Source organism: Streptomyces sp. NPDC042201, from assembly GCF_055582185.1.
On record NZ_JBVJDS010000007.1, the window covers coordinates 226,238 to 250,284 of the forward strand.

Below are 24,047 nucleotides of genomic sequence, written 5' to 3' on the forward strand. Positions count from 1 at the left end.
CCTTCCGGTTCATCAGGTGCAGTGGCCGTCAGTGGCCGAGCAGTTCGGTTGTGACAATCTCGGCGATGAACTTGCGCGGCTCGGCGTCCATGGCCTCTTCGTGGCGGCACGCCAGGTCGTGGCCGACGAGCGTCTCCACATAGGGCGCCCAGGCCGCCGGGTCGGGACGGGCCGCGCCCCTGCTGTGCGTCGCGGTGAAGTAGAGGGTCCGGCCGCGGACCCGGGCGGGCCGGTGACCGGCCACCAGCCGGCTGCTGTTGACGCCGACGGTGAGCAGTCGTTCGAACGTGCCGGCGTCCATGCCGAGCCGCTCCCGTGCGGTGGCCCGGAGGCCGGTCAGCACCGACTCGATGCCGACGGCCGGTATGTCCTCGGCGGCGGTCGCCGGTACGAGGGTGGCCAGCAGGCCGTACTCGTCCCATTGCGCCGCCGTCGCCCAGGGCGGGTAGGGCCAGACCTCGCCCGGATACGCGTCGACGAGGGCGAGCAGGTCGACGCGGGAGCCGTCGTCCTGCAGCCGTCCGGCCAGCGCGTGGGCGATATTGCCGCCGAGCGACCAGCCGAGCAGCCGGTACGGCCCCTCGGGCTGGACGCGGCGTATCTCCGCCAGCATCCGGTCGAGCATCTCGTCCAGGCCGGCGGGCAGCGCACTGCCCGCCACCAGGCCGGGCGCCTGCAGGCCGTACAGCGCGCAGTCCTTGGGCAGATGGGCGGCGAGTCCCGCGTAGCTCCAGGCGAGTCCGGTCGCGGGGTGGACGCAGAACAGCGGGCGCGGATCGCTGCCGGCGCGCAGCGGCAGCAGCACCTCGTGGTCGTCCTGCGGCTCGCCCGACCCGACGGCCGCGAGCAGGCCGGCGACGGTGGGGGCCTCGAACAGCGTGCGGACCGTCACCCGCAGGCCCAGCACCGACCGGATACGGCTGAGCATCCGCATCGCGAGCATCGAGTGCCCGCCGAGGTCGAAGAAGCTGTCCTCCACGCCGACCCGGGGCAGACCGAGCGCCTCGGCGAACAGCGTGCACAGGATGGTCTCCTGCGGGGTGCGCGGCGGAACGCCCTCGGCCGTCGACGGCGCCTCGGGGACCGGCAGGGCGTGCCGGTCCAGCTTGCCGTTGGGGGTCACCGGCAGTTCGTCCAGCGCCACGAAGAACGTCGGCACCATGTACTCGGGCAGCGCCCGCGCCGTGTGCCGCCGTACCGAGGCGACATCGAGCGCCGCGCCGTCCGCCGGCACGACATAGGCCACCAGGCGCTTGTCGCCGGGCCGGTCCTCGCGGGCGAGGACCATGGCCTGGCGCACCCGCGGATCCCGTTCTACGACGGCCTGGACCTCTCCCGGTTCGATCCGGAAGCCGCGGATCTTCACCTGGTGGTCGACGCGGCCCATGAACTCCAGTTCGCCGCCGGCGTTCCAGCGCACCAGGTCGCCGGTGCGGTACATCCGCTCACCGGGAGCGCCGAACGGACTGGCCACGAACCGCTGCGCGGTGAGCTCGGGGCGGCCCGCGTAACCCCGCGCGAGCCCGGCTCCGCCGACATACAGCTCGCCCACCGCGCCGGCCGGAAGCAGCTGCAGATACTCGTCCAGTACGTACGCCTGCATATTGCGCAGGAGCCGGCCGATCGGCGCCCGGTCGGCGCGGAAGTCCTCGCTCGCGTCGATCACCGAGATCGACACGTCGTCGGAGCACTCGGCGGGGCCGTACACATTGGCGAGCGGGATCCCGGGGTGCCGGGCGAACCAGCGGTCGACGAGGTCGGGCGGGAGTTCCTCGCCGTGTACCAGCATCCACCGCAGCCCTTTGAGCAGGCCGACGGACGCGTCGTCGAGATCCCACATGTCCAGGACCGCCCGCAGCACCTGCGGCACGATCTGCACCACCGTGATGGACTCGTCGGCGATGCACCGGGCCAGCGCCAGCGGATCGCGGGTGGTGTCCTCGTCCAGGACATGCACCCGTCCGCCGGTGAACGGCATGGTCAGCGCCTGCCACACCGAGACGTCGAAGGTCAGGGGCGCGTTGAAGGCCATCGTGTCGCGTTCGTCGAGGCGATAGAGCTCGGCCACCGCGTGCAGATGGTTCGACAGGCCCCGGTGCGGGACCAGTACGCCCTTGGGCCGGCCGGTGGAGCCCGAGGTGAACACGGCGTACGCGAGCAGGCCGGGGGACGCGCCGAGGTCCGGCCGCCGCCAGTCCCGCGTCTCGTCCGGTACGCCGTCCACCTCGACCACCGTCACGCCGTCGAGCCCCCCGGCGGTCAGCGGCCCGGCCCGCTCACGCAGCCCGGACGCCGCCACCAGATAGCGGGAGGAGCTGTCCGCGATCATCTGCCGGGCCCGCTCCGTCGGCAGTGTGCCGTCCAGTGCCAGGTAGCCGCCGCCCGAGCCGAGCACCCCGAGCGCGGTGGCGACGAACCAGGCGCTGCGGTCGGAGAGGATCGCGGTGAGGGCGTCGGGGCCCGCGCCTGCTCGCGCCAGGGCGCGGGAGACCCGGTCGGCCGCGTCGGCCAGCTCCCGGTAGGTGTAGCGAACGCTCGCGTCGGAGACGGCGACGGCGTCCGGCCGCCGCTCGGCCCACTCGCGGATCCGCCGGCCGAGATCGACGGCGGTCTCGGTCCTGACGGGGCCGTTCCACCGGGTCAGTTGCCGGTGCCGCTCGGCCTCCGACAGGACGGACACCTCGCGGATGCGCACCGCCGGACCGTCGGCGACCGCCGACAGCAGCCGCACCAGGCGCTCGCCCATGGTGCGCACGGTCGCTTCGTCGAAGAGGTCGGTGGCGTATTCGAGGGAGGCGCGCAGCCCGGCCGGGCCGCCGTGCTCGTCACGCCGGTCGTCGAAGTCGACGGAGAGGCTGAACTTCGCGGTGTCGGTGGTCCGGCGCAGCACCGTGCTCTCGAGACCGGGCAGGCTCAGAGCGTCGCCCGGCCGCCCTTCGTTGAGCGCCAGCATGACCTGGAACAGCGGATGCCGGTCCGGTGAACGCGGCGGATTGAGGGCCTCGACGAGCCGGTCGAACGGCACCTCCTGGTGGGCGTAGGCGTCGAGGTCCGTCGTGCGGACGCGGCGCAGCAGCTCCCCGAAGGAGGGGTTGCCCGAGGTGTCGGTGCGCAGCACGACCGTATTGACGAAGAAGCCGACCAGGTCGTCCAGCGCGTCGTCGGCGCGGCCGGCCACCGGGGTGCCGAACGGGATGTCCGTACCGGCGCCGGAACGGGTCAGGAGCACCGCGACGGCCGCCTGGAGCAGCATGAACAGGGTGCAGCCGTGCTGGTGTGCCACGTCGAGCAGCCGGCCGTGCAGCTCGGGTCCGACCGTGAGCTCGACGGTCTCGCCCCGAAAGGCGCCGGCCCCTGCCGCGCCGTCCCGCGCCGGCAGCCGCACCCGGTCGCAGGGCAGCGGCAGTTCCTCCGGCAGCCCCGCGAGAGCGTCACGCCAGTGCCGCAGCTGCGTGGTGAGCAGGCTGCCGGGATCCTCGTCACTGCCGAGCAGCTCGCGCTGCCACAGCGTGTAGTCGCTGTACTGCACCGGCAGCGGCTCCCAGGCCGGCGCCCGGCCCTCGTACCGGGCGCCGTAGGCGGCGCTGACGTCACGCAGCAGCGGTGTCAGGGACCAGCCGTCGCAGACGACGTGGTGCAGGACCAGGGCGAGTACGTGGTCGTCGGCCGCGACCCGCAGCAGCCAGGCCCGGGTCGGCAGGTCGGCGGTCAGGTCGAACGGACGCCGCACCGCCGCGAGCAGGTCGGCGTCGAGCCGCTCCGGGCCGCTGTCGGCCACCTGGAGGGCGAAACCGGTCTCCCGCAGGGGAAGCACCCGCTGGTACGGCTCGCCGTCGCTCTCGCCGAACACCGTCCGCAGGCTCTCGTGCCGCTCCACCACATCGCCGAGGGCCGCGTCGAGCGCCGGGACGTCCAGGGCGCCGCGCAGCCGTACGATCACAGGCACGTTGTACGTCGAACTCGGCCCTTCGAGCCGGTTCAGGAACCACAGGCCCTGCTGCGCGAACGACAACGGAAACACGTTCATTCCTCCCCGTACCGGGCCGGCGGACGGACCACGGCCGCCGTCACGACCGGCGGGTCAGTTTGGGACGGGGGGCCGTGGACGCCGGGCTGTGCTCCAGGGCGGCCACGACGCCGTGCACCGTCGGGTGGTCGAGGATCTGCTTCAGTTCGATTCCCCGGCCGGTGGCCGACCGGATCTGGTTCCACAGCCGCATCAGGCGCAGCGAGTGCCCGCCGAGCCGGAAGAAGTCGTCGTCCATGGAGACCGAGGGCAGCCCCAGGACCTCAGCGAAGATGCCCGCCACGGTGATTTCCAGCGGGGTGTCCGGAGCCCGCCCCTGCCCTGCGGGCGCCGTGGCCGTCACGGGATCGAGGGCGGCGAGCGCCGCTCGGTCGATCTTGTGGTTGTGGTTCCGCGGCATCTCGTCGAGCCGCAGGAACGCGGACGGGACCATGTAGTCGGGGAGTTCCCCGGCCAGCGCGGCCCGCAGGTTGTCCGGGTCGAGCGGGGTCTCGGACGTGAAGTAGGCGCACAGGACGGACAGGCCGGCAGCGCGCGGGAGCAGCAGCACCACGGCGTCGCGCACGGCGGGCAGCTGGGACAGCCGGCCCTCGATCTCGCCGAGTTCCACCCGGAAACCACGGATCTTGACCTGGTTGTCCGCGCGGCCGAGACAGTCGAGGAGCCCGTCGTCGGTCCAGAGCGCGATGTCGCCGGTGCGGTACAGCCGCCCGGGGACGCTCGCGCCACCGCTGACGAACGCGGCGGCCTCCAGCTCCGGCCGGTTGACATAGCCGTCGCTGAGTCCGTCGCCGCCCACATGCAGCTCGCCGGGTACACCGATGGGCTGGGGGTTTCCGTCCCGGTCGAGCACCCAGGCGGTGGAGTTGGCGACGGGGCGGCCGATCGGAACCCTGCCGTGGTAGCGCCGGGTGACGCGGTGCGTGACGGAGAAGGTGGTGTTCTCGGTGGGGCCGTAGCCGTTGATGAACACGCTGTCCGGGCAGGCGCTCATCGCCTCGGCGATGTGCCGCGCCGACACCGCCTCACCGCCGACCAGGACCTGACAGCCGGCCAGCACCGAAGGGTCCTCTTCGACGAGCTGGTTGAACAGGGTGGAGGTGAGCCAGATCGTGTTCACCCCGTGCCGCGAGATCGCGGCGCCGAGGTCCACCGGGTTCAGGACGGTGTCGTTCGGCACGAGCACGAGGGCGCCGCCGTTGAGCAGCGCGCCCCAGAACTCGAACGTGGTGGCGTCGAAGGCGATTGCGCCGGTCTGCAGGATCCTCGTGGTGTCGGAGAGGTGTACGTAGTCGGTGTCCCGGACCAGCCGGACGACGGCGCGCTGGCTGACCAGGACGCCCTTCGGCCCGCTCGTGGTGCCCGAGGTGTACATCACGTACGCGGCGTCCTGCGGCCCGACGGCGAGCTCCGGCAGCGGGACGCCGGCCGGAGCGGGGTACGGCTGGGTGAGGTCGAGAACGGGGAGGTCCGCGGTGACCGCCGGGCTGTCCGTCAGGAGCAGTTCCGCGCCGCTGTCGGAGAGCACGAAGTCCCTGCGGCCCGCCGGAAGGGCTGAGTCGACGGGCACATACGCGGCGCCGAGGCGGAGAATGGCGAGTACGGCGGCGATCAGGCGGGGCGAGCGCTCCAGCATGAACGCGACCCGGCTGTGCCGACGGACCCCCCTGGCGTGCAGGACGTCCGCCAACCGCAGTGCTTCTCGCTCCAGTTGCCCGTACGTCAGGGAGGTGTCCCGGTCACGGACGGCTTCCTGATCGGGACGGCTCGCCGCCTGGCCGGCGAAGAGCTGGTAGATCGAGGCGTCGCGCGGATAGGGCCGCTGGGTGTCGGTGAACCCGCGCAGTCGCTCGTACTCGGCGTCGGTCAGCAGCTGGAGTTCGCCTATGGGCAGGTCCGGGTGCTCGGCGATCCGGCGCAGGAGGGTGACCAGATGGCCCAGCATGCGATCGGCGAACACCGAAGGAAGGACATGCTCGTGGCAGTCCAGGTGGAGCGTGACGCCGTCGTCGGCCGTGGCCTCGGTGGAGAGGACGAGTTCGGCGCCGGGCCCGCCGGCGGCGGACCCGTCCACGACACAGATCACCTTCGGCGGTACGGCGTCCGCCGTGCGCGGCGCTTCGGCGATCCCGGCCAGGCCGGCGGCCACGGCGTGGCGGTGCTCCGCCGCGGTCAGGGCGGACGGCATGTGGCTGACGACCGACGCGGCGGCCCCGGCCGCCGGCCAGGACGCCCGGCGGACCCCGATGCGGAACGCGAGTCCGTTGCTGTACTTGCGGAAGAGGATCAGAGCGGCCGAGAGGACGAACTCGTCTCCGCTACCGCCGAGTTCCCTGACCACCTCGGTGGGGAGCGGCGTCGACCGCCGCACCGTCCCGCAGGGTCCGGCGAGCGAGCACGAGCCGCCGAACGGGAGCCAGGACGGGACATCGGCTTCTTCGGGGGGAACGTCTCCCACGATCATCTGTCACCACTTCCGATCCCTTTATCGTTCCACGCGGAAAATGACGCGCATCCGCCCGGAAAAGCGCACGCGAGAAGCCGTGGGATCAATGCTAGGTTCTGCCGCCGAGTCCCAGCGGCAGATGTTTCGGCAGGAGACCGGCAGTTAGCGGAAGCCATAGCCGGCGGAAACGAAAGCGAATCCTGGACGGATTCGCCTGTCAGTGCTGCGGCAGTTTCAGCCCGTTGACGCTCCGGACGCCGTCCTGGAAGCGGAACTCGAAGGTGAGTGCGGCGCGCGCCTCGTCAATGGTGCGCATAACCGCTTCATGGCCCTCGCACACCCCGGAAATGGTGTCCAGGGTCAAGGTGGTGGTACCGCCGGGAAGCGGGTCGCCCGCGCGGACGAAATTCCGGTAGGCGGTCACGCCCGGTATCTCGCGGACTGCCTCGGCCCCCTGGACGGCCAGCAGGGTGGAGGGGGCCAGCGGCGCGAGGTTGTTGTACTGGAAGTGGACTTTTCCGCCGAAGTCGAACGTCGGCAGATAAGGCTGCTCGCCCAGGGCCATGAGACCGGCGACACGCACAAGATCCAGGCCGCACGCCTCACGGGCCATCATGTTCACATGGCCGGAGAGTCTTCCGTTGAGCTCGATGAGGCGCGGTCCTTCGGGGGTGAGCTTCAGCTCGGTGTGGGCGTATCCGCTGTCGGCGCCCACCGCTTCCAGGGCCCGGGTGACGAGGTCGAAGATCTCCTGCTCCTCGTCGCGCGGCAGATGGCTGGGCCAGATCCGCCCTGTCCCCCGGAACGGGGGCATGACCGGGGATTTGCCGGTGAGCACCAAGTGCGTGATGCCCGACGGCGTGCAGGCGCTCTCGACGGAGACATAGTCGCCGAACGGTTCGCTCGGCCGGCCCTCGAGGAACTCCTCCAGGATGAAGGGGGCCCAGGCGCCGGCCGCGGCGATGGCGTCGAGCCGCGCGTGGACGGCGCGGGCGTCCGCCTCGGACCGCATGGCGTAGGCGTCCTTGCTGCGCGACCCCGTCACCGGCTTGACGACCGAGGGCAGGCCCACCGTCCGCAGTGCCTCGTCCCAGTCGCTCAGCGAGTCCAGCACGCGGGTGCGCGTCCGGTCGACGCCCGCCTCGCGCAGCACGCGGCGCTGCATGCCCTTGTCGGTGTAGAGCCGGGCCGTGTGCGGGGACAGGCCGGGAAGGCCCGCCGCGGCCGCGAGTTCGGCGGCCGGACGGATCATGTCCTCGCAGAAGGTGAGGACGCCGTCGGGTGCGATCTCCCGGATGAGCTCCGCGTCCGCGTCGGCGTGCCCGGTGAGCGTCCGGATCTCGCCGAGCAGTTCCATGACCGGCAGCAGCTGGTCCACATGCGCGGATGCGCGCGGGACGAGGAAGACGATGTCACCCAGGTCGGCGAGGCCCGCTCCGATCTCGCCGGCGGGCGCCGCGCCCGCGTCGTACAGGACGGCGAACAGCGGCCGGGAACGGTCGGTCATGAGCGGATTCCCCGTTCGTCCTGAGTGGACCGCCCGGCCGGGCTGACCGGATTCGCCACCAGCGCCACCAGCGCCTGCCGCAGCGAACTGGCGTGGGCCTCCACGGTGGGGCGGGCCACATAGGCCGAGTCGAAGCCGATGCGGATCTGGCCCTCGGTGCCGGAGATCTCGACATTGACGTGGAACGGGAAGCTGGGCTTGCCCCTGCGCCACCGGCCCCGGGTGGGCACCGACGTCAGCCGGTCCAGCTCCTCGTAGGCGTGGAAGTTCATGAAGTTGAAGGTGACGTCGAACGCCGGCCGGCCGAGCCGCTCGACGACCAGCGCCTGCGGGAAGGCCTGATGGGGGGCGCTCTTGCTCTCGGCGTCCGCCGCCGCCCTGATGAGACCCGCCCAGGTGTCGTTCACCGTCGGGAAGCGCACCGGCAGCGTGTTCAGGAAGAGTCCGGTCGCGAGGTCGGAACCGGCGCTCACCGGGCGGGTGTTGAACACGACGCCGGTGACGATGTCCTGCTCGCGCCGGGTCCAGGTGCCCAGGGCCCGCACATGCGCGGCGAGCGCGATGGACTTCACGGAGACGCCGAGCATGCGGGCCACGCCGTTCAGGGACCGTACGAGGCCGGCGTCGAGGCCGAGTTCGCAGCGCTGGTCGGCGTTGGGGATCTCGTCGTGCTTCGAACCGTCGAAGAGCAGGGGCTCCACGTCCGCCTGGCCGAACCAGTGCTCGGCCGCGGCGGGTGAGGCCGCGGCCGACTGCTCGGCGGCGATGAAGTCGTTCTGTACGGAGGCGGACAGCGCGGGGAGTCCGGCCTCCTGGCCACCGCACTCGGCGGAATAGAGAGTCATCAGTTCCACGGCCAGCCTGCTCAGGCTCCAGCCGTCGAGCACGGCATGGTGGGCGGCCAGCACCAGATGGAAGGAGTCCGGCAGCACCACCACATGGCAGCGGACCAGGGACGGGGTCCGCCAGTCGATCGGCGAGGCGAGCCGGCGGTCGCACCAGTCCCGTACCAACTCCTCGGCCTCGTCGGCGCCGGCCGCCCGGTCGACGCTCAGCTCGGGCTCGATGTCGGCCCAGACCAGCTGCGCGGGAACCGAGAGACCGCCGAAGTCGAAGGCGGTGCGCAGGGCGGGATGGCGACGGCAGAGCGCGGTCAGGGCGGAGCGGAAACCCTTCTCGTCGAAAGGCGCGCACACCTCCCAGCCGTCCATGCTGTGGTAGAGCAGCGGGTCCTGGCTGGTCTCGCAGAGGTAGAGCATGCCGATCTGTAGCGCCGACGCGGGCAGCGCGTCCGCCACTCCCTCGGGGACCAGGGCGCGGTCCCGCGGATCGAGGAGGGAGAAGGCGGCGGCTTCCGGTGTCCCGCCGCCCGGCGCCCCTGATCCGTCGCCGGCCAGCGCTTCGAGGACCGAGGGAACGCCCATCATGCCGCGCACCGATTGCCGCACCATCAGATCGCGGAGGGTGATCGGAATACCCTTCGCGCGCGCGTCATTGACGACGCGTACCGCGGTCAGTGAGTCTCCGCCGAGCGCATAGAACTTGCTGTCCATGTCGATGTCCTGGACCGACAGATTTTCCCGGAGGACGGCCAGGAGAACGTCGGCCGGGTCTTTCCGTAATTCCTCCATGCCCAGCTGTTCCCTTCATTGTGTGACAGTGAATCGGCGACACGAAGAAGAAGTGTGACCGGGGCGTTTTTTCCGGACGTCCGCTAGCTGAGCGACATTTCCGCAGCCGGGATGTCACGTGTCTTCCGAAGAGGCGAGAACACGACGAACAGCGAGGCACTCCACATGCCCGCCGCGCAGACCCAGAGCGCCGGCCTCAGTCCGGCATAGGTGGCGAGCAGGCCACCGAACAGGGAACCGAGCGGGATGACGCCGTAGGCGATCCAGAGGTAGACCGCGCTCACCCGGCTGAGCACCTCGGGCGGGCAGACGAGCTGCCGGTAGGAGAGGGAGGCGGTGTTGAACATGGTGCTGTTGGCCGACAGGGCGGCCAGGCCGATGGCGTACAGGGCGATGCCCCAGCCCGGCAGCGACAGCGGCATCAGGAAATACAGCGGGCCGGGCACCAGCATGGAGACCCAGATGATCCGGGCGCTGCCCACCCGGGCGGAGATACGACGGGCGAAGGCTCCGGTGATCAGGCCGCCCACGGAACCCAGCGTGAACACCACCCCGACGGCCCCCGCACTGGCATGCAGATCGCGGAGCATGAAGGTGACCGCGATCGAATTGGCGGCCGTCACGAAGAAGTTGGACACACTGGTGCACACGAGCAGATGGCGCAGGATGGGGTGACGGCGCACGAACGTGAGCCCTTCCCCGATGGCGGCCTTGAAGGACACCCGGTTCGAACCGGCAGGTTCACCCTGTTCGGACTTGGGTACGCGCATCAGGCCCAGGGTCACGGCGCTGAGCGCGTACGTGAGCACGTTGGCGTACAGCGTGCGGGAGGCGCCCGCCAGCCCGATCAGCGCGCCGCCCAGGCCCGGCCCGCTCAGCTCCGCGAGCGATTCGCTCATGGCGAGTTTGCCGTTGCCGTCGACCAGTTGGGCGGTGCGCACCAGTTTCGGCAGCTGGCTCCGGTAGGCGACCGTGAACAGCACCGTGAGCACACCGGAGACACCGACGATCACGTACAGGTACCACAGGCTCAGATGGCCGCCCAGCGCGACCAGCGGAACCGAGAGGATCAGCAGCATGCGGGCCGCGTCGCAGAAGACCATGATCTTCTGCTGGTCCAGCCGATCGGCGAGCACGCCCGCCGGCAGTGAGAACAGCAGGTAGGGAAGCCAGCTGAGGGAGGTCAGCAGGGATACCTGCAACGCGCTGGCGTGCAGGATGTCGAGGGCGAGGATCGGCAGGGCGATCAGCGCGATGCGCGGACCGAGCGTCCCCGCCCCCTGCCCGAACCACAGCAGCATGAAGTTCCGGTTGCGCCAGAGCGAGCTCTCCTCACCTGCCGCGGCGTCCTGCTTCGACGCCGTCTGCGTCATGCGGTTCGTCCTCCCCCGGTCGGCGGGGCAGTCGCCTCGCCCGTGCGTCCCATAGTGCCCAGCAACCGCAGCCTGCCACAGAGAGGCAGGGGGAACTACCGATCAACTGCCGATCCGATTGCCCCTTCCGCCGCCCCGCCCCCCGGGTCGGCGGTGAGCGGTCACGGGACAGGTCTCAAGGAGGCAACGGCTTCGGGGGCCCTGGTCAGATAGGCGCGAATGACGTTGAGGACGGTGAATTTGACAAGGTTGTCGCCACCCGGCGTGACCTTCGCTATGAGACCGCACTGGAGGAAGACATGCACGGCGCGGGCGACCTGCGCCCACGGGATACCGATACGCGCCACGACCATGGCCACGGTCCAGGAGCCGGACCAGTCCGCGAGCCGGAGCAGCAGCTCGCGATAGCGCGGTGGCTGCGCGGCGATTGCCTCGTGCACCGTCGTCGCGAGGTCGACCCGGTCGCCGGGGTGGGTGGCCAGCAGATGCGGTTCGTCACGGGCCATCCGCCCGATCTCCTCCGCTGAAACGATCATGAACCAGGAGGCGGCCGCCTCCAGGGCGCCCGGCAGGCCGTCGAGCCGCCGGCAGACCTCCGCGCAGACCGTCAGCACGGTCTCGTCCGGCTCGAAATCCGACTGCGCGTCCGTGATCAGCGCGAGCAGCAGAGCCACGGCCGGCGACGCGGTCACCTCGTCCCGGCCGGCGGACCTCGCGGCGACGGGGAGCGGGGCCAGGGCCAGCCGGTGTTCCTCGGGTAGCCCCTCCGGTGTGCGGGCCGTTTCGAGTATGCGTAAGTTTCGGCAGTTCCTGATCATTTTCCACTTGGCGGCGTGCTGCACCTGACCCGGGTCATTGCCGTCCAGGACAAGGAGCACGGCCCGGTCCCCGATCAGCCGGACCAGCTGGTCGATACCGTCGTCGCTGAACGCCACCAGCTCGTCCACGCTGTGATACCAGGCCTTCTGGTTCCTGTCGGGCCGGAAATACCCCTCGGCGTCCGGCCCGCCGTCTCCGGTCCCCTGCCGCAGGGACACCCACAGGGTGGGCATGCCGTGCAGTGCGGCGAGCTCTTGCGCCACCGCGTGGGCCAGCCGGGTCTTGCCCACGCCCCCGAAGCCCGTGATGGCCGTGATCCGTCCGTGTTCGCCCAGTACGCGCTTGAGTATCGCGTCGAGCTCCCGCTCGCGTCCCCGCAGCGGCTGGCCCACCTCGGTGGGCGACATGGTGAGCGTGTCGAACAGCGCGTCCCCCGCTTCGCGTCCCGAAGCCAGTTCGAAGGAGACCCGCTCCCGCGCGGACAGCTGTAACGCGTCCGCGAGCAGGCGCACCGTGTCGCGGCGCGGGACCGCCACCTGCCCCTGTTCCAGATTGCGGACGGCCCGCACGCTCATCGTGGCGAGGCCGGCCAGTTCGGTCTGCGTCAGCCGACCGCGTTCCCGGTACTTGCGTAACTGCTGGGCGAAGTCTTCACTGTTGGCTGCAACAATCACTGCGATAGCTCCATGAGTGGTAGCTCATAGGTGCGAGCCCGCCGACCTGGTTGTGCGGCGGGCTCGGGAATCTAAAGTTGCTACCCCTCTTGCGAGGCGTTGATGCTGCGCCGGCGGACGCACCCCGCGTACGGCCGCCGGCGGATCCGGTCGGCGGGCGTCAGCCCGTCAGGCCCAGCTCGCGGGCGATCAGCATGCGCTGGACCTCGCTGGTGCCCTCGCCGATCTCCAGGATCTTGGAGTCGCGCCACATCCTGGCCACCGGGTACTCGTTCATGAAGCCGTAGCCGCCGTGGATCTGGGTGGCCTCGCGGGCGTTGTCGACGGCGACCGTCGAGGAGTACAGCTTCGCCAGCGCGGCTTCCTTCTTGAACGGCTCGCCGTGGGTGAGGCGGGAGGCCGCGTCGCGCCAGCCGATCCGCGCCATGTGCGCGCGCATCTCCATGTCGGCGATCTTGAACTGGATGGCCTGGTTGTCGCCGATCGGCCGGCCGAAGGCGTGCCGCTCCTTGGCGTACGTCACCGACTCGTCCACACAGCCCTGGGCGAGGCCCGTCGCCAGTGCGGAGATCGCGATCCGGCCCTCGTCGAGGATGCGCAGGAACTGGGCGTAGCCGCGGCCCTCCTGGCCGAGCAGGTTCGCCAGCGGCACCCGTACGTCGGAGAAGGACAGCTCACGGGTGTCCGAGGCGTTCCAGCCGACCTTCGAGTACGGGGCGGCGACCGTGAAGCCGGGGGTGCCGGACGGCACGATGATCGAGGAGATCTCCGGGCGGCCGTTCTCCTTGCGGCCGGTCACCGCGGTGACCGTGACCAGGCCCGTGATGTCCGTACCCGAGTTGGTGATGAAGCACTTGGAGCCGTTGATCACCCACGCGTCGCCGTCCCGCACGGCGGTGGTGCGGGTGCCGCCGGCGTCGGAGCCGCAGTCCGGCTCGGTCAGGCCGAACGCGCCGAGCAGTTCGCCCGAGCAGAGGCGGGGGAGCCACTCCTGCTTCTGCTCCTCCGTACCGAAGCGGTAGACCGGCATGGCGCCCAGGGAGACGCCCGCCTCCAGGGTGATCGCGACGGAGGAGTCGACGCGGGCCAGCTCCTCAAGGGCGATACCGAGGGCGAGATAGTCGCCGCCCATGCCGCCGTACTCCTCGGGGAAGGGCAGCCCGAACAGGCCCATCCGGCCCATCTCGCGGACGATCTCGTACGGGAACTCGTGCCGCTCGTAGAAGTCGCCGATCTTGGGCGCGACGACCTCGCGGGCGAACTCCTCGACGGTGCGGCGCAGTTCTTCGTGCTCGGCGGACAGCCTGTGGTCCAGGGACATCGTGCGGTCACTCCTTGTGGGAGAGGGCTCGGACGGTACGGGAGGGGCTGGGGCGGCCCAGCCGTTCGGCCAGCCAGACGCTGGTGGCGGTGAGCAGGCCGAGATCGACGCCGGTTTCGACACCGAGGCCGTTGAGCATCCACACGAGGTCTTCGGTGGCGAGGTTTCCGGTGGCGCTCTTCGCGTACGGGCAGCCGCCGAGGCCGCCCGCCGAGGCGTCCACGGTGGTCACACCGTGCTGGAGCGCGGCGAAGGTGTTGGCGAGGGCCTGGCCGTAGGTGTCGTGGAAATGCACACCGATGGCATTGGTCGGCACGCCCTCCTCGTTCAGCTCGGCGAGCAGGGTCTGCACATGGCCGGGGGTGGCGACGCCGATCGTGTCGCCGAGGCTCAGCTCGTCACAGCCCAGGTCCATGAGGGCCTTGGCGACCCGGACGACCTGATGGACCGGGACCGGGCCCTCCCAGGGGTCGCCGAAGCACATGGAGAGATAGCCGCGGACCCGCATCTTGTCCTCGCGGGCCCGGGCGACGACCGGCGCGAACATGGCCAGCGACTCGTCCACGGTCCGGTTGAGGTTGGCCTTGGCGAACGACTCGGTGGCGCTGGCGAACACGGCGATGTCGCGGGCGCCGAGGGCGAGCGCGCGGTCGAGTCCGCGCGCGTTCGGCACGAGGACGGGGAGCGCGACCGGGGCGCCGGCGCCGGAGCCGCGGAGGTCGTCGAGCATCGGGAACAGCTGCTCGGCGTCGGCCAGTTGGGGCACCCACTTGGGGTGCACGAAGCTGGTCGCCTCGATGGTGGTCAGTCCGGCCCCGGCGAGCCGGTGGATGAACTCCGCCTTGACCTCGGTCGGTACGACGGCCTTCTCGTTCTGCAGGCCGTCGCGCGCGCCCACCTCATGGATACGGACCCGGGGCGGCAGGCCCTGCGAGGCGACCGCCATGGGCAGTCCTTCGGTCATGACTCCTCCTGCGGGGTCTCCGGCGAGGTCCCCTGCCGGGTCTCCTGCGGGGTGGGGGCCGGGGCGACGACGGCCAGCACCTGGTCCATGGCGACCGTGGAGCCCGGGGTCACATCCAGCTCGGTGACGGTGCCGTCGTGCGGCGCGGAGATGACGTGCTCCATCTTCATCGCCTCGACGACGAGCAGACTCTGCCCCGCCACGACCTCGTCCCCGACGGCCACCTTCACGACGGTGACGGTCCCGGGCATGGGCGCGGTCAGCGAGTCCACCCCGCCCGCCCGCCCGGCCCCGAGCAACGCGGCCTCGACGGGGTCGTGGACCTGGGCGTGCCAGCTGTCCCCGTCCCTGCCGAGCCAGCTGCCCTCCGGTCCCGAGGCGTGGGCGAAGGTGTGGATGAGGCCGTCGCACTCGACGGAGAGGCGCGTCGCGGTCACGTCGAGCAGCCGGGCGCGGACCGGGGCGCCGTCGCCGAGCAGCAGCTCCGCCCCGGCGGCCGTTCCCCGGACGCGGACGGCCATCGGGTCCTGGCCCGGTACGCGCACCTGGTGGACGGCCCAGGCGGCCTCGCCGCCGAGGCGCCAGCCGCTGGGCACGGAGAACGGATCGGTCCAGCGGTGGGCGGAGGTTTCCCCGCCCGCACCCGCGCCCGCACCCGGCGCCGAGCCCGAGCCCGCGCCGCCCGTCGTCCCCGCTCGGAGCGGTTCGGGTGCCAGCGCGTCGTGGCGCAGCAGCGCCGCCGCCGCGTAGACCTCGGGCGGGACGCCGTCGTCCACCAGCCCCGCCGCCTCGCGTTCGACCAGGCCCGTGTCCAGGTCGCCCGACGCCACCGCCGGGTGGGCCAGGAGACGGCGCAGGAAGCCGGCGTTCGTCGGGACGCCCAGCGTGACCGTCTCCGACAGGGCCGCGCGGAGCTTGCGCAGGGCCGTGGCGCGGTCGGGGCCGTAGGCGATGACCTTGGAGAGCATCGGGTCGTACGCGCTGCCGATCTCCGTGCCCTCGGAGAGGCCCGAGTCGGTCCGTACGCCGTCGCCCTGCGGCTCGCTCAGCGCCAGCACCGTACCGCCGGAGGGCAGGAAGCCGCGGCTCGGGTCCTCCGCGCAGATCCGGGCCTCCACCGCGTGTCCGGTGAGCGTGATGTCGTCCTGGCCGAAGGGGAGTTTCTCGCCGGAGGCCACCCGCAGCTGCCACTCCACCAGGTCCAGGCCGCCCGTCCCCGCGACCGACACGGCCAGCTCGGTCACCGGGTGCTCGACCTGGAGCCGGGTGTTCATCTCCATGAAGAAGTACGACGCGGGGTCGCGGCCCGGGACGATGAACTCGACCGTCCCCGCGCCCGCGTAGTCGCAGGAGCGCGCCGCCTGGACCGCGGCCTCGCCCATCGCCGCGCGGGTCGCCTCGTCCAGCAGGACCGAGGGGGCCTCCTCGATGATCTTCTGGTGGCGGCGCTGGAGCGAGCACTCGCGCTCGCCCAGATGCACCACGTTCCCGTGGCCGTCCGCCAGGATCTGGATCTCGATATGGCGGGGGCGGTCCACCCACCGCTCGACCAGCAGGGTGTCGTCCCCGAAGGAGGACCGCGCCTCGCGCCGCGCCGCCGCGATCTCCTCGGCCAGCACCGCCTCCGACCGCACCAGCCGCATGCCCTTGCCGCCGCCGCCCGCCGAGGGCTTCAGCAGCACCGGCATCCCGATCCCCCTTGCCGCGTCGGCCAGTTGGGCGTCGCTCAGTCCGCTGCCCGAGGAGCCGGGGACGACCGGAACGCCCGCCGCCCGCACCGTCTCCTTGGCGCGGATCTTGTCGCCCATCAGATCGATGGCGGCGGCGGGCGGGCCGATGAAGACCAGCCCGGCGTCCGCGCAGGCACGCGCGAAGCGCGCGTTCTCCGCGAGGAAGCCGTAGCCCGGGTGCACGGCCTGCGCGCCGGTGCGGGCGGCCGCCTCCAGCAGCCGGTCGACGGAGAGATAGCTCTCCGCGGCCGCCGCGGGCCCGATCCGTACCGCGGTGTCGGCTTCCCGTACATGCCGGGCGTCCGCGTCCGCGTCGCTGAAGACCGCGACCGAGCGCACCCCGAGACCGCGCAGCGTGCGGATGACGCGCACCGCGATCTCGCCGCGGTTGGCGATCAGAACCGTGTCGAACATTCCCACCCTCACATCCGGAAGACGCCGAAGCCGGGGTCACCCAGCGGGGCGTTGGCACACGCGGTCAGGGCCAGACCCACCACCTGGCGGGTCTCCAGCGGGTCGATCACGCCGTCGTCCCACAGCCGCGCGGTCGCGTAGTAGGCGCTGCCCTGGGTCTCGTACTGGGCGCGGATCGGGTCCTTGAAGGACTCCTCGTCCTCGGCCGCCCACTCCTCGCCGCGCCCCTCGATCTGGTCGCGCTTGACGGTCGCCAGTACGGAGGCGGCCTGCTCGCCGCCCATCACCGAGATCTTGGCGTTGGGCCACATCCACAGGAAGCGGGGGGAGTAGGCCCGGCCGCACATCGAGTAGTTGCCCGCGCCGTACGAGCCGCCGACCACCACCGTCAGCTTCGGCACCCGGGCGCACGCCACGGCCGTCACCATCTTGGCGCCGTGCTTGGCGATCCCGCCCGCCTCGTAGTCCCGGCCGACCATGAAGCCGGAGATGTTCTGCAGGAAGAGCAGCGGGATGCCGCGCTGGTCGCACAGCTCGATGAAGTGCGCGCCCTTCTGGGCGGATTCGGAGAACAGGATGCCGTTGTTGGCGATGATCCCGACCGGATGGCCGTGGATCCGGGCGAAGCCGGTGACCAAGGTCGTACCGAACTCGGCCTTGAACTCCGCGAACCGGGAGCCGTCGACCACCCGCGCGATGACCTCGCGGACGTCGTACGGGGTGCGGGAATCCACCGGCACCGCGCCGTACAGCCCGGCGGGATCGACCTTGGGCTCCTCGGCCGGCTCGACGGACCAGGGGAGCGCGCCCCGCCCGGGGAGGGTGGAGACGATGGTCCTGACGATCCGCAGCGCGTGCGCGTCGTCCTCCGCGAGATGGTCGGTGACCCCCGACGTACGGGAATGGACCTCGCCGCCGCCCAGCTCCTCGGCCGTGACGACCTCGCCGGTCGCGGCCTTCACCAGCGGCGGTCCGCCCAGGAAGATCGTGCCCTGACCGCGGACGATCACGGCCTCGTCGCTCATCGCCGGGACATAGGCCCCGCCCGCCGTGCAGGATCCGAGCACCGCCGCGATCTGGGGGATGCCGGCGCCGGACATGCGGGCCTGGTTGTAGAAGATCCGCCCGAAGTGCTCCCGGTCGGGGAAGACCTCGTCCTGCATCGGCAGGAAGGCGCCGCCGGAGTCCACGAGATACAGACAGGGCAGCCGGTTCTCCAGGGCCACTTCCTGGGCGCGGAGGTGTTTCTTCACCGTCATCGGGTAATACGTGCCGCCCTTGACCGTGGCGTCATTGGCGACGATCACCACCTCGCGGCCGCTGACCCGGCCGATCCCGGCGATCACCCCGGCGGCGGGGGCCGCCCCTCCGTACATCCCCTCGGCCGCCAGCGGTGCCAGCTCCAGGAAGGGCGAGCCGGGATCCAGGAGGGTGTCCACCCGGTCGCGGGGCAGCAGCTTGCCGCGCGCCGTGTGCCGGGCGCGGGCCTTCTCGCCGCCGCCGAGACGGGCCGCGGCCAGCCGGGCGCGCAGGCCGTCGGCGAGCTGCTCATGGGCCGTCTCGTTGGCCCGCCAGGCCTCGGACGCCGGATCAGCGGCGCTCGCCAGCACGGGTGCCTGCTGCATCGCTCGTAGCTCCTTCGCCGGGCCTGCCGGGTTAATGGCCGTTAACGTTGTCGCTCCAAGGTTAACGATCGCTAACGGCCCTGTCTAGAATGATTTCCCATGAGCACCAGGACCGCGGCCCCGACCCGCCGCGAGCAGATCCTCAGCGAGGCCGCGCGCCTCTTCGCCGAGCGCGGTTTCCATGGGGTCGGCGTCGATGAGATAGGGGCCGCCGTCGGTATCAGCGGGCCCGGTCTGTACCGCCACTTCGCGGGCAAGGACGCGATGCTCGCCGAGTTGCTGGTCGGCATCAGCGGCCGGCTGCTGGACGGCGGGAAGCTGCGGGTACGGGGCGCCGGGACGGCCGGCGACCCGGCGGCCGTGCTCGCCTCGCTGATCGACGGGCATATCGACTTCGCCCTCGACGACCGCCCGCTGATCACGCTCCACGACCGGGAGCTGGACCGTCTCAGGGAGAGCGACCGCAAGCTGGTGCGCCAGCTCCAGCGGCAGTACGTGGAGCTGTGGGTCGGGGTCGTACGGGAGCTGTACCCGGACGTACCGGAGTCACAGGTGCGCGGCGCCGTCCACGCCGTCTTCGGCCTGCTGAACTCGACGCCGCACCTCGGCTCGTACGGCAGTGGCCTGCCGGGGCGCGCGGCGACGGAGTCCCTGCTCCGCAGGCTGGCGCACGGCGCCTTCGCCTCGCTGGGCGAGACGGACGGGACGGATGGGGCAGGCGAGACGGACGAGCGGGCCGACGGCGCGGCCCACGCGTAGCCGGACCGCTCGGAGCGTGGGATGAGCGGCACAGCGTGTGCTCCTGACGGCACAATGGGCTTATGCCGATACCCAGCCGCGCCGCTCTTGTCGACCATCTCGTCCGTACGCGGATCGCCGGAGACGTCGCCACCCCCCGCGACAACAACCTCTCCCACTACCGCAGTCTCGCCAACGGTGACCGCCACTACTGGCTGGGCCTGGAGCTGGGCGACCGCTGGACCGACGAGCAGGACGTGCTCGCCGTCATGGCCGAGCGGTGCGGCGTCAGCGACGATCCCCAGCACCGGGCCGGTCAGGACACCATCGACCCCGAGCTGACCGTCGCCGGCCTGGAGCGGCTGGCCGCCCGGCTGCGCAAGGCCGCCTCGGGGCGCGAGCGCGTGCTGTTCGCGACCGGTCACCCCGGCGGGCTGCTGGACGTCCACCGGCAGACCGCGGACGCCCTGCGGGCCGCGGGCTGCGAGATCGTACGGATTCCCGGCGGGCTCACCGCGGACGAGGGCATGGTCTTCCAGTTCGCCGACGTCGCGATGCTGGAGCGGCACGCGACCCTCTGGCACACGCACTCGCCCGAGCCGATGCGGGCGATCCTGGACGGTCTGGAGCGCGAGGGCAGGCCGCAGCCCGATCTGGTGGTCGCGGACCACGGCTGGGCGGGCTGCGCCGGCCAGCGCGGACTGGACTCCGTGGGGTACGCGGACTCCAACGACCCCGCGCTGTTCCTCGCCGAGGCGGAGGGCACGCTACAGGTCACGGTCCCGCTGGACGACCATGTCACGGACCCGCGCTTCTACGACCCGATGACGGCGTATCTGCTGAACGAGGCCGGTCTGTTCTGACCCCGCGCCGGCCATCGGCCGGCCACGAGGGATTCAGTCGCGCGGTACGCGGATCAGGCCCTCCTGGATCACCGAGATCGCCAGCCGGCCGTCCTGGGTGTAGATGCGCGCCTGGCCGAGGCCGCGGCCGCCGGACGACGACGGGGACCGCTGGTCGTACAGCAGCCACTCGTCCACGCGGAACGGCCGGTGGAACCACATCGCGTGGTCCAGGCTCGCGCCCACCACATCGCCCACCGTCCAGCCGCCCCGCCCGTGCGCCAGCAGCACCGAGTCGAGCAGTGTCATGTCGGAGACGTACGTGGCCAGGCAGACGTGCAGCAGCGGGTCACCCCAGACCGAGTCCGGGGGAGGGTCGTCCGCCAGCTTGCCCGCGGTGCGGAACCACACCTGGGAGCGCGGCTCGCGCGGTTCCCCCGCGGTGGCATACGGCGGGGCGTCCACATAGCGCAGATCGACCGCGGCCCGTGCCTCCAGCAGCCGGTCCACGACGCCCGGGTCGACGAACCGGCCGGCATGGCGCGGCAGCATCTCCGCGGCCGTCGGGAGCGTCTCGGGCGCCGGCGCCGACGGCATCTCTGTCTGGTGCTCCAGGCCCTCCTCGTACGTCTGGAAGGAGGCCGAGAGATGGAAGATCGGCCGGCCGTGCTGGACCGCGACGACCCGGCGCGTGGTGAACGAGCGCCCGTCGCGGATGCGGTCGACGGTGAAGACGATCGGCGCCCCGGGGTCGCCCGGACGCAGGAAGTACGCGTGCAGGGAGTGCGCCGCGCGGTCCTCGGGGACCGTACGGCCCGCGGCCATCAGGGCCTGCGCCGCGACCTGGCCGCCGAAGACGCGCGGAACGACCGAGGAGCGGCTCCGGCCCCGGAAGATGTCCTGCTCGATCCGCTCCAGGTCGAGCAGACCGAGCAGGGCGTCGAGGGCGTCGGTCATCGCTGAGGTCCCGTCGGTCCCGTTGATCCTGTAGGTCCTGTAGGTCCCGTACGCGCCGGGGCCTCCTACAGGCCCATCGACTTGGCGATGATCATCTTCATGACCTCGCTGGTGCCGCCGTAGATCCGGTTGACCCGGTTGTCGGCGTACAGCCGGGCGATCGGGTACTCGTTCATATAGCCGTAGCCGCCGTGCAGCTGGAGGCAGGTGTCGATGACGCGGTGCGCGACCTCGGTGGTGAAGAGCTTCGCCGAGGCGGCCTCGGCGGCGGACAGCTCGCCCAGGTCGTGGGCCTCCAGCGCGCGGTCGACGACGGCCTGCGCCGCGTCCACCTCGGCCTTGCACGCGGCCAGTTCGAACTTGGTGTTCTGGAAGGACGCGACGGTCTTGCCGAAGACGGTCCGCTCCTGGACGTAGTTCTGCGCGAACCGGACCGCGGCGGCGGCCTGCGCGTAGGCGCCGACCGCGATGCCCAGGCGCTCCTGCGGCAGATTCTGGCCGAGGTAGGAGAAGCCCTTGTTCTCCTCGCCGAGCAGGTCCTCGACCGGGACCTTGACGTCGCTGAAGGACAGCTCGGCGGTGTCGGAGGTCTTCAGGCCCAGCTTGTCGAGCTTGCGGCCGACCGCGTACCCCTCCGCCTTCGTGTCCACGACCAGCAGGGAGATGCCGAAGCGGCGGTCCTCGGCGGTCGGGGCGGCGGTGCGGGCGCAGACGATGACCCGGTCCGCGTGGACGCCGCCGGTGATGAAGGTCTTGGCGCCGTTGAGGACGTAGTGCGTGCCGTCCTCGGAGAGCTTGGCGGTGGTCTTCATGCCGGCCAGGTCGGAGCCGGTGCCCGGCTCGGTCATGGCGATGGCGTACATGGTCTGCCCGCTGACGAAGTCCGGCAGCCAGCGCTTCTTCTGCTCGTCGGTGGCGTACGCCTTCAGATACGGCAGGCAGAGCGCGACATGCACGCCGGAGCCGCCGAAGGAGACGCCCGCGCGGGCGGACTCCTCGGAGATGATCGCCTGGAACTTGAACGACTCCTCGCCCGCGCCGCCGTACTCCTCCGGGACCTCGATCCCGAATATGCCCAGCTCACCAAGGGTGTGGTAGAACTCGCGGGGTGCCTGGCCCGCCGCGTACCACTCGTCGTAGACGGGGACGACCTCGGCCTCGATGAAGGCGCGGATGGTCTCCCGGAACGCCTCGTGGTCCTCGTTGTAAACGGTACGGCGCACGGCGGAGGCCTCCTCTTTGCGGGCGGGCTGGAGCATTCGATTAAGCGCTTGCTCAGGTCAAAGTTACCCGGCGGTCACAAGGGTGTCCAGGGGCCGGTCGCGCGCGGAACGGTCGCGCGCGTCACATCCGGCGCGGATCGCATCCGGTGCATGTCACCTCCGGCGCGCGTCACATCCAGCGCAGGGCGAACCACAGCTCCATCCGTACGTCGGCGTCGTCCAGGTCGGTGTCCAGCAGGGCCGCGCAGCGGGCGATCCGCTGGCGGACCGTATTGCGGTGGACGGTCAGCGCCACCGCCGTACGGTCCCAGCCGCCGTGCAGCGAGAGCCAGGCGCGCAACGTCTCGACCAGGTCCGGGGAGTCGGCGAGGGGCGCCAGCCTGGCCCGGGCGTGGGAAGCCGCCTCCTCCGGGTCGAGCAGGCCGGTGAACCCCGTCCCCGCCGGCTCGCGGTGCTGTACGAGGGCGGCGCGGGTGGCCTCCGCGCGGCGCAGCGCCCGCTCCGCGCGGGTGTCGGCGGCGGCCAGGTCCGCCGGGCCGACCGGTCCGCTGACGCCCAGGGTCCAGCCGGGCTGGGCGGAGACCTCGCGGTCGGTCAGGACGCGGACGGCCGCGCCGTCCGTCTCGACCAGCGCGCTGCCCAGCGCCACCCCGAGCGCGCCGGCGGCGAAGGGGGTGTCACCGCCGCGCGCGTGGACCACGGTCCAGGGCCCTGGACCGAGCAGCGGCGCGGCCTCGGCGGGTGAGGCCCCGAGCAGCAGCCGTACGAGCGCGGCCGAGCGGCCCGCCTCGGCCGCGCCCTGGTGGGGCGCGGTCAGCAGGGACAGGAGGACGACGGCGACGCCGGTGATGGTGTGGTCCCCGGCCTCCCGCCCCTCGGCGGCGACCCCGAGGACCAGGCCCTGGCCGCCGCCGAGCGCGTAGGCGGCGAGACGGGTGCCGTCGGCCGTGTCGGTCGCGGAGGAGGGGGCGGGCGCGGTCTTCGGTGGGACATTCGGCGCCCCTAGCGCCGGGTTCACCACCCGGGCCAGGCGCGCGAGCGCCGTGCGCGCCGCCGGGGACGGCGCGCGGCCCGTCGTGTGGAGTTCCGTGCCGTCCGGGGCGAACAGGACCGCGCGGCCGCCCAGCCGCGCCGCCAGCTGGTGCAGCACCGCGGGGACCGGATCCTGCCGGGCCGCGGCTGCGGCCAGCCCCTGCTGGGCCTGCGTCACCCGGCGCAGCTCGCGGTGGCGTGCCTCCGCCATCAGCCGCCACACCCCGCGCGCCACCGCCGTGAACGGCGTGCGCGGCGGTACCTCCAGCAGTGGCAGACCGTGCCGGTCGCACGCCTCGACCAGGGCGCGCGGCACGGTGTCGTACACCGGCGTCACCCCGAACCCGAGCGCCGCCGCGCCCGCCTCGACCACCCGCGCCGCGTAGTCGTCCGCGTACGCGGCGGTGAGCTGGACGCCTGCGGTCAGCAGCAGTTCGCCGCCGAGCAGATACGGATACGGGTCCGCCATCTCCGAGGTGTGCACCCAGTGGACCACCCTGGATCCGTCGTCCGGCGGCCCGGCGATCCGGCGCAGACCGAGATTCCGGTCCGCGAGCAGCGCGGCCAGCGGGATCGGCGGAGTGGGCGGGGAGGGGGAAGCGGCGGGGTCCGGCATGGACGATCCATCCATCTGCGGCGAGAAGAATGGATGAAACGTACACTTCAGCGTTGCTTTCCAGCCACCTACCGTCGACTCCCACACGGGCCCGGCACACGGCGCGGG

At 71.7% G+C, this 24,047-nt stretch carries 15 protein-coding genes; 2 read left to right on the top strand and 13 right to left on the bottom strand.

What is annotated here, in order from left to right; translation table 11 throughout:
- Positions 1 to 28: 28 nt before the first annotated feature.
- The 10 genes from ACZ6MZ_RS19230 to ACZ6MZ_RS19275 all read right to left on the bottom strand — a co-directional run bounded on the left by ACZ6MZ_RS19230 (position 29) and on the right by ACZ6MZ_RS19275 (position 18,531).
- Entirely contained in the window at positions 29 to 4,027 is a 3,999-nt protein-coding gene (locus ACZ6MZ_RS19230; protein WP_469353155.1) for a non-ribosomal peptide synthetase, read from the bottom strand.
- 40 nt (positions 4,028 to 4,067) lie between these two features.
- Positions 4,068 to 6,485 (bottom strand): amino acid adenylation domain-containing protein, encoded by a 2,418-nt coding sequence (locus ACZ6MZ_RS19235; protein WP_469353157.1) that lies wholly within the window; start codon positions 6,483 to 6,485, stop codon positions 4,068 to 4,070.
- Between the two features lie 205 nt (positions 6,486 to 6,690).
- The gene (locus ACZ6MZ_RS19240; protein ID WP_469353159.1) at positions 6,691 to 7,980 is read right to left on the bottom strand and encodes an ATP-grasp domain-containing protein; all 1,290 of its coding nucleotides are present in this window, start codon (positions 7,978 to 7,980) and stop codon (positions 6,691 to 6,693) included.
- The gene (locus ACZ6MZ_RS19245) at positions 7,977 to 9,611 is read right to left on the bottom strand and encodes a condensation domain-containing protein (RefSeq protein ID WP_469353161.1); all 1,635 of its coding nucleotides are present in this window, start codon (positions 9,609 to 9,611) and stop codon (positions 7,977 to 7,979) included. Before ACZ6MZ_RS19245 ends, ACZ6MZ_RS19240 begins: the two co-directional genes overlap by 4 nt.
- Before the next feature lie 83 nt (positions 9,612 to 9,694).
- Positions 9,695 to 10,984: an MFS transporter gene (locus ACZ6MZ_RS19250; protein ID WP_469353163.1), complete on the bottom strand. Its 1,290-nt coding sequence runs from the start codon at positions 10,982 to 10,984 to the stop codon at positions 9,695 to 9,697.
- Positions 10,985 to 11,145: 161 nt separating this feature from the next.
- On the bottom strand, positions 11,146 to 12,477 hold the full coding sequence (locus tag ACZ6MZ_RS19255; RefSeq protein ID WP_384187210.1) for a helix-turn-helix domain-containing protein: 1,332 nt from the start codon (positions 12,475 to 12,477) through the stop codon (positions 11,146 to 11,148).
- Positions 12,478 to 12,637: 160 nt separating this feature from the next.
- A complete protein-coding gene (locus ACZ6MZ_RS19260) occupies positions 12,638 to 13,798 on the bottom strand; it encodes an acyl-CoA dehydrogenase family protein (RefSeq protein WP_469353166.1) in 1,161 nt (386 codons plus the stop codon).
- 7 nt (positions 13,799 to 13,805) lie between these two features.
- Positions 13,806 to 14,762: a hydroxymethylglutaryl-CoA lyase gene (locus tag ACZ6MZ_RS19265; protein WP_469353168.1), complete on the bottom strand. Its 957-nt coding sequence runs from the start codon at positions 14,760 to 14,762 to the stop codon at positions 13,806 to 13,808.
- Complete coding sequence (locus ACZ6MZ_RS19270; protein WP_469353170.1) at positions 14,759 to 16,906, bottom strand: acetyl/propionyl/methylcrotonyl-CoA carboxylase subunit alpha; 2,148 nt, start codon at positions 16,904 to 16,906, stop codon at positions 14,759 to 14,761. The genes ACZ6MZ_RS19265 and ACZ6MZ_RS19270 overlap by 4 nt, the downstream gene beginning before the upstream one ends.
- Positions 16,907 to 16,914: 8 nt before the next feature.
- Positions 16,915 to 18,531 carry a carboxyl transferase domain-containing protein gene (locus ACZ6MZ_RS19275; RefSeq protein WP_384332912.1) on the bottom strand — a complete coding sequence of 539 codons (1,617 nt, stop codon included), beginning with the start codon at positions 18,529 to 18,531 and terminating at the stop codon, positions 16,915 to 16,917.
- A 99-nt stretch (positions 18,532 to 18,630) separates the two neighbouring features.
- Between ACZ6MZ_RS19275 and ACZ6MZ_RS19280 the strand changes: the two genes are divergently transcribed.
- Entirely contained in the window at positions 18,631 to 19,290 is a 660-nt protein-coding gene (locus ACZ6MZ_RS19280) for an SACE_7040 family transcriptional regulator (protein ID WP_469353172.1), read from the top strand.
- A gap of 62 nt (positions 19,291 to 19,352) precedes the next feature.
- The gene (locus ACZ6MZ_RS19285) at positions 19,353 to 20,132 is read left to right on the top strand and encodes a phosphatase (protein WP_384187226.1); all 780 of its coding nucleotides are present in this window, start codon (positions 19,353 to 19,355) and stop codon (positions 20,130 to 20,132) included.
- 33 nt (positions 20,133 to 20,165) lie between these two features.
- On the opposite strand, the gene ACZ6MZ_RS19290 is transcribed toward ACZ6MZ_RS19285, so the two are convergent.
- The 3 genes from ACZ6MZ_RS19290 to ACZ6MZ_RS19300 form a co-directional block, all read right to left on the bottom strand.
- Positions 20,166 to 21,068, bottom strand: coding sequence for an acyl-CoA thioesterase (locus ACZ6MZ_RS19290; RefSeq protein ID WP_469353175.1), 903 nt, complete (start codon positions 21,066 to 21,068; stop codon positions 20,166 to 20,168).
- A gap of 65 nt (positions 21,069 to 21,133) precedes the next feature.
- Positions 21,134 to 22,291 (bottom strand): acyl-CoA dehydrogenase family protein, encoded by a 1,158-nt coding sequence (locus ACZ6MZ_RS19295; RefSeq protein WP_469353176.1) that lies wholly within the window; start codon positions 22,289 to 22,291, stop codon positions 21,134 to 21,136.
- 169 nt (positions 22,292 to 22,460) lie between these two features.
- Positions 22,461 to 23,939 (bottom strand): PucR family transcriptional regulator ligand-binding domain-containing protein, encoded by a 1,479-nt coding sequence (locus ACZ6MZ_RS19300; protein WP_469353178.1) that lies wholly within the window; start codon positions 23,937 to 23,939, stop codon positions 22,461 to 22,463.
- Between the last annotated feature and the right edge of the window lie 108 nt (positions 23,940 to 24,047).

Bases quoted from the DNA above. Each gene is read 5' to 3' on its own strand.
- ACZ6MZ_RS19230 (WP_469353155.1), bottom strand. From the start codon at position 4,027: ATGAACGTGTTTCCGTTGTCGTTCGCGCAGCAGGGCCTGTGGTTCCTG.
- ACZ6MZ_RS19240 (WP_469353159.1), bottom strand. From the start codon at position 7,980: ATGACCGACCGTTCCCGGCCGCTGTTCGCCGTCCTGTACGACGCGGGC.
- ACZ6MZ_RS19245 (WP_469353161.1), bottom strand. From the start codon at position 9,611: ATGGAGGAATTACGGAAAGACCCGGCCGACGTTCTCCTGGCCGTCCTC.
- ACZ6MZ_RS19250 (WP_469353163.1), bottom strand. From the start codon at position 10,984: ATGACGCAGACGGCGTCGAAGCAGGACGCCGCGGCAGGTGAGGAGAGC.
- ACZ6MZ_RS19260 (WP_469353166.1), bottom strand. From the start codon at position 13,798: ATGTCCCTGGACCACAGGCTGTCCGCCGAGCACGAAGAACTGCGCCGC.
- ACZ6MZ_RS19265 (WP_469353168.1), bottom strand. From the start codon at position 14,762: ATGACCGAAGGACTGCCCATGGCGGTCGCCTCGCAGGGCCTGCCGCCC.
- ACZ6MZ_RS19270 (WP_469353170.1), bottom strand. From the start codon at position 16,906: ATGTTCGACACGGTTCTGATCGCCAACCGCGGCGAGATCGCGGTGCGC.
- ACZ6MZ_RS19275 (WP_384332912.1), bottom strand. From the start codon at position 18,531: ATGCAGCAGGCACCCGTGCTGGCGAGCGCCGCTGATCCGGCGTCCGAG.
- ACZ6MZ_RS19280 (WP_469353172.1), top strand. From the start codon at position 18,631: ATGAGCACCAGGACCGCGGCCCCGACCCGCCGCGAGCAGATCCTCAGC.
- ACZ6MZ_RS19285 (WP_384187226.1), top strand. From the start codon at position 19,353: ATGCCGATACCCAGCCGCGCCGCTCTTGTCGACCATCTCGTCCGTACG.
- ACZ6MZ_RS19290 (WP_469353175.1), bottom strand. From the start codon at position 21,068: ATGACCGACGCCCTCGACGCCCTGCTCGGTCTGCTCGACCTGGAGCGG.
- ACZ6MZ_RS19300 (WP_469353178.1), bottom strand. From the start codon at position 23,939: ATGCCGGACCCCGCCGCTTCCCCCTCCCCGCCCACTCCGCCGATCCCG.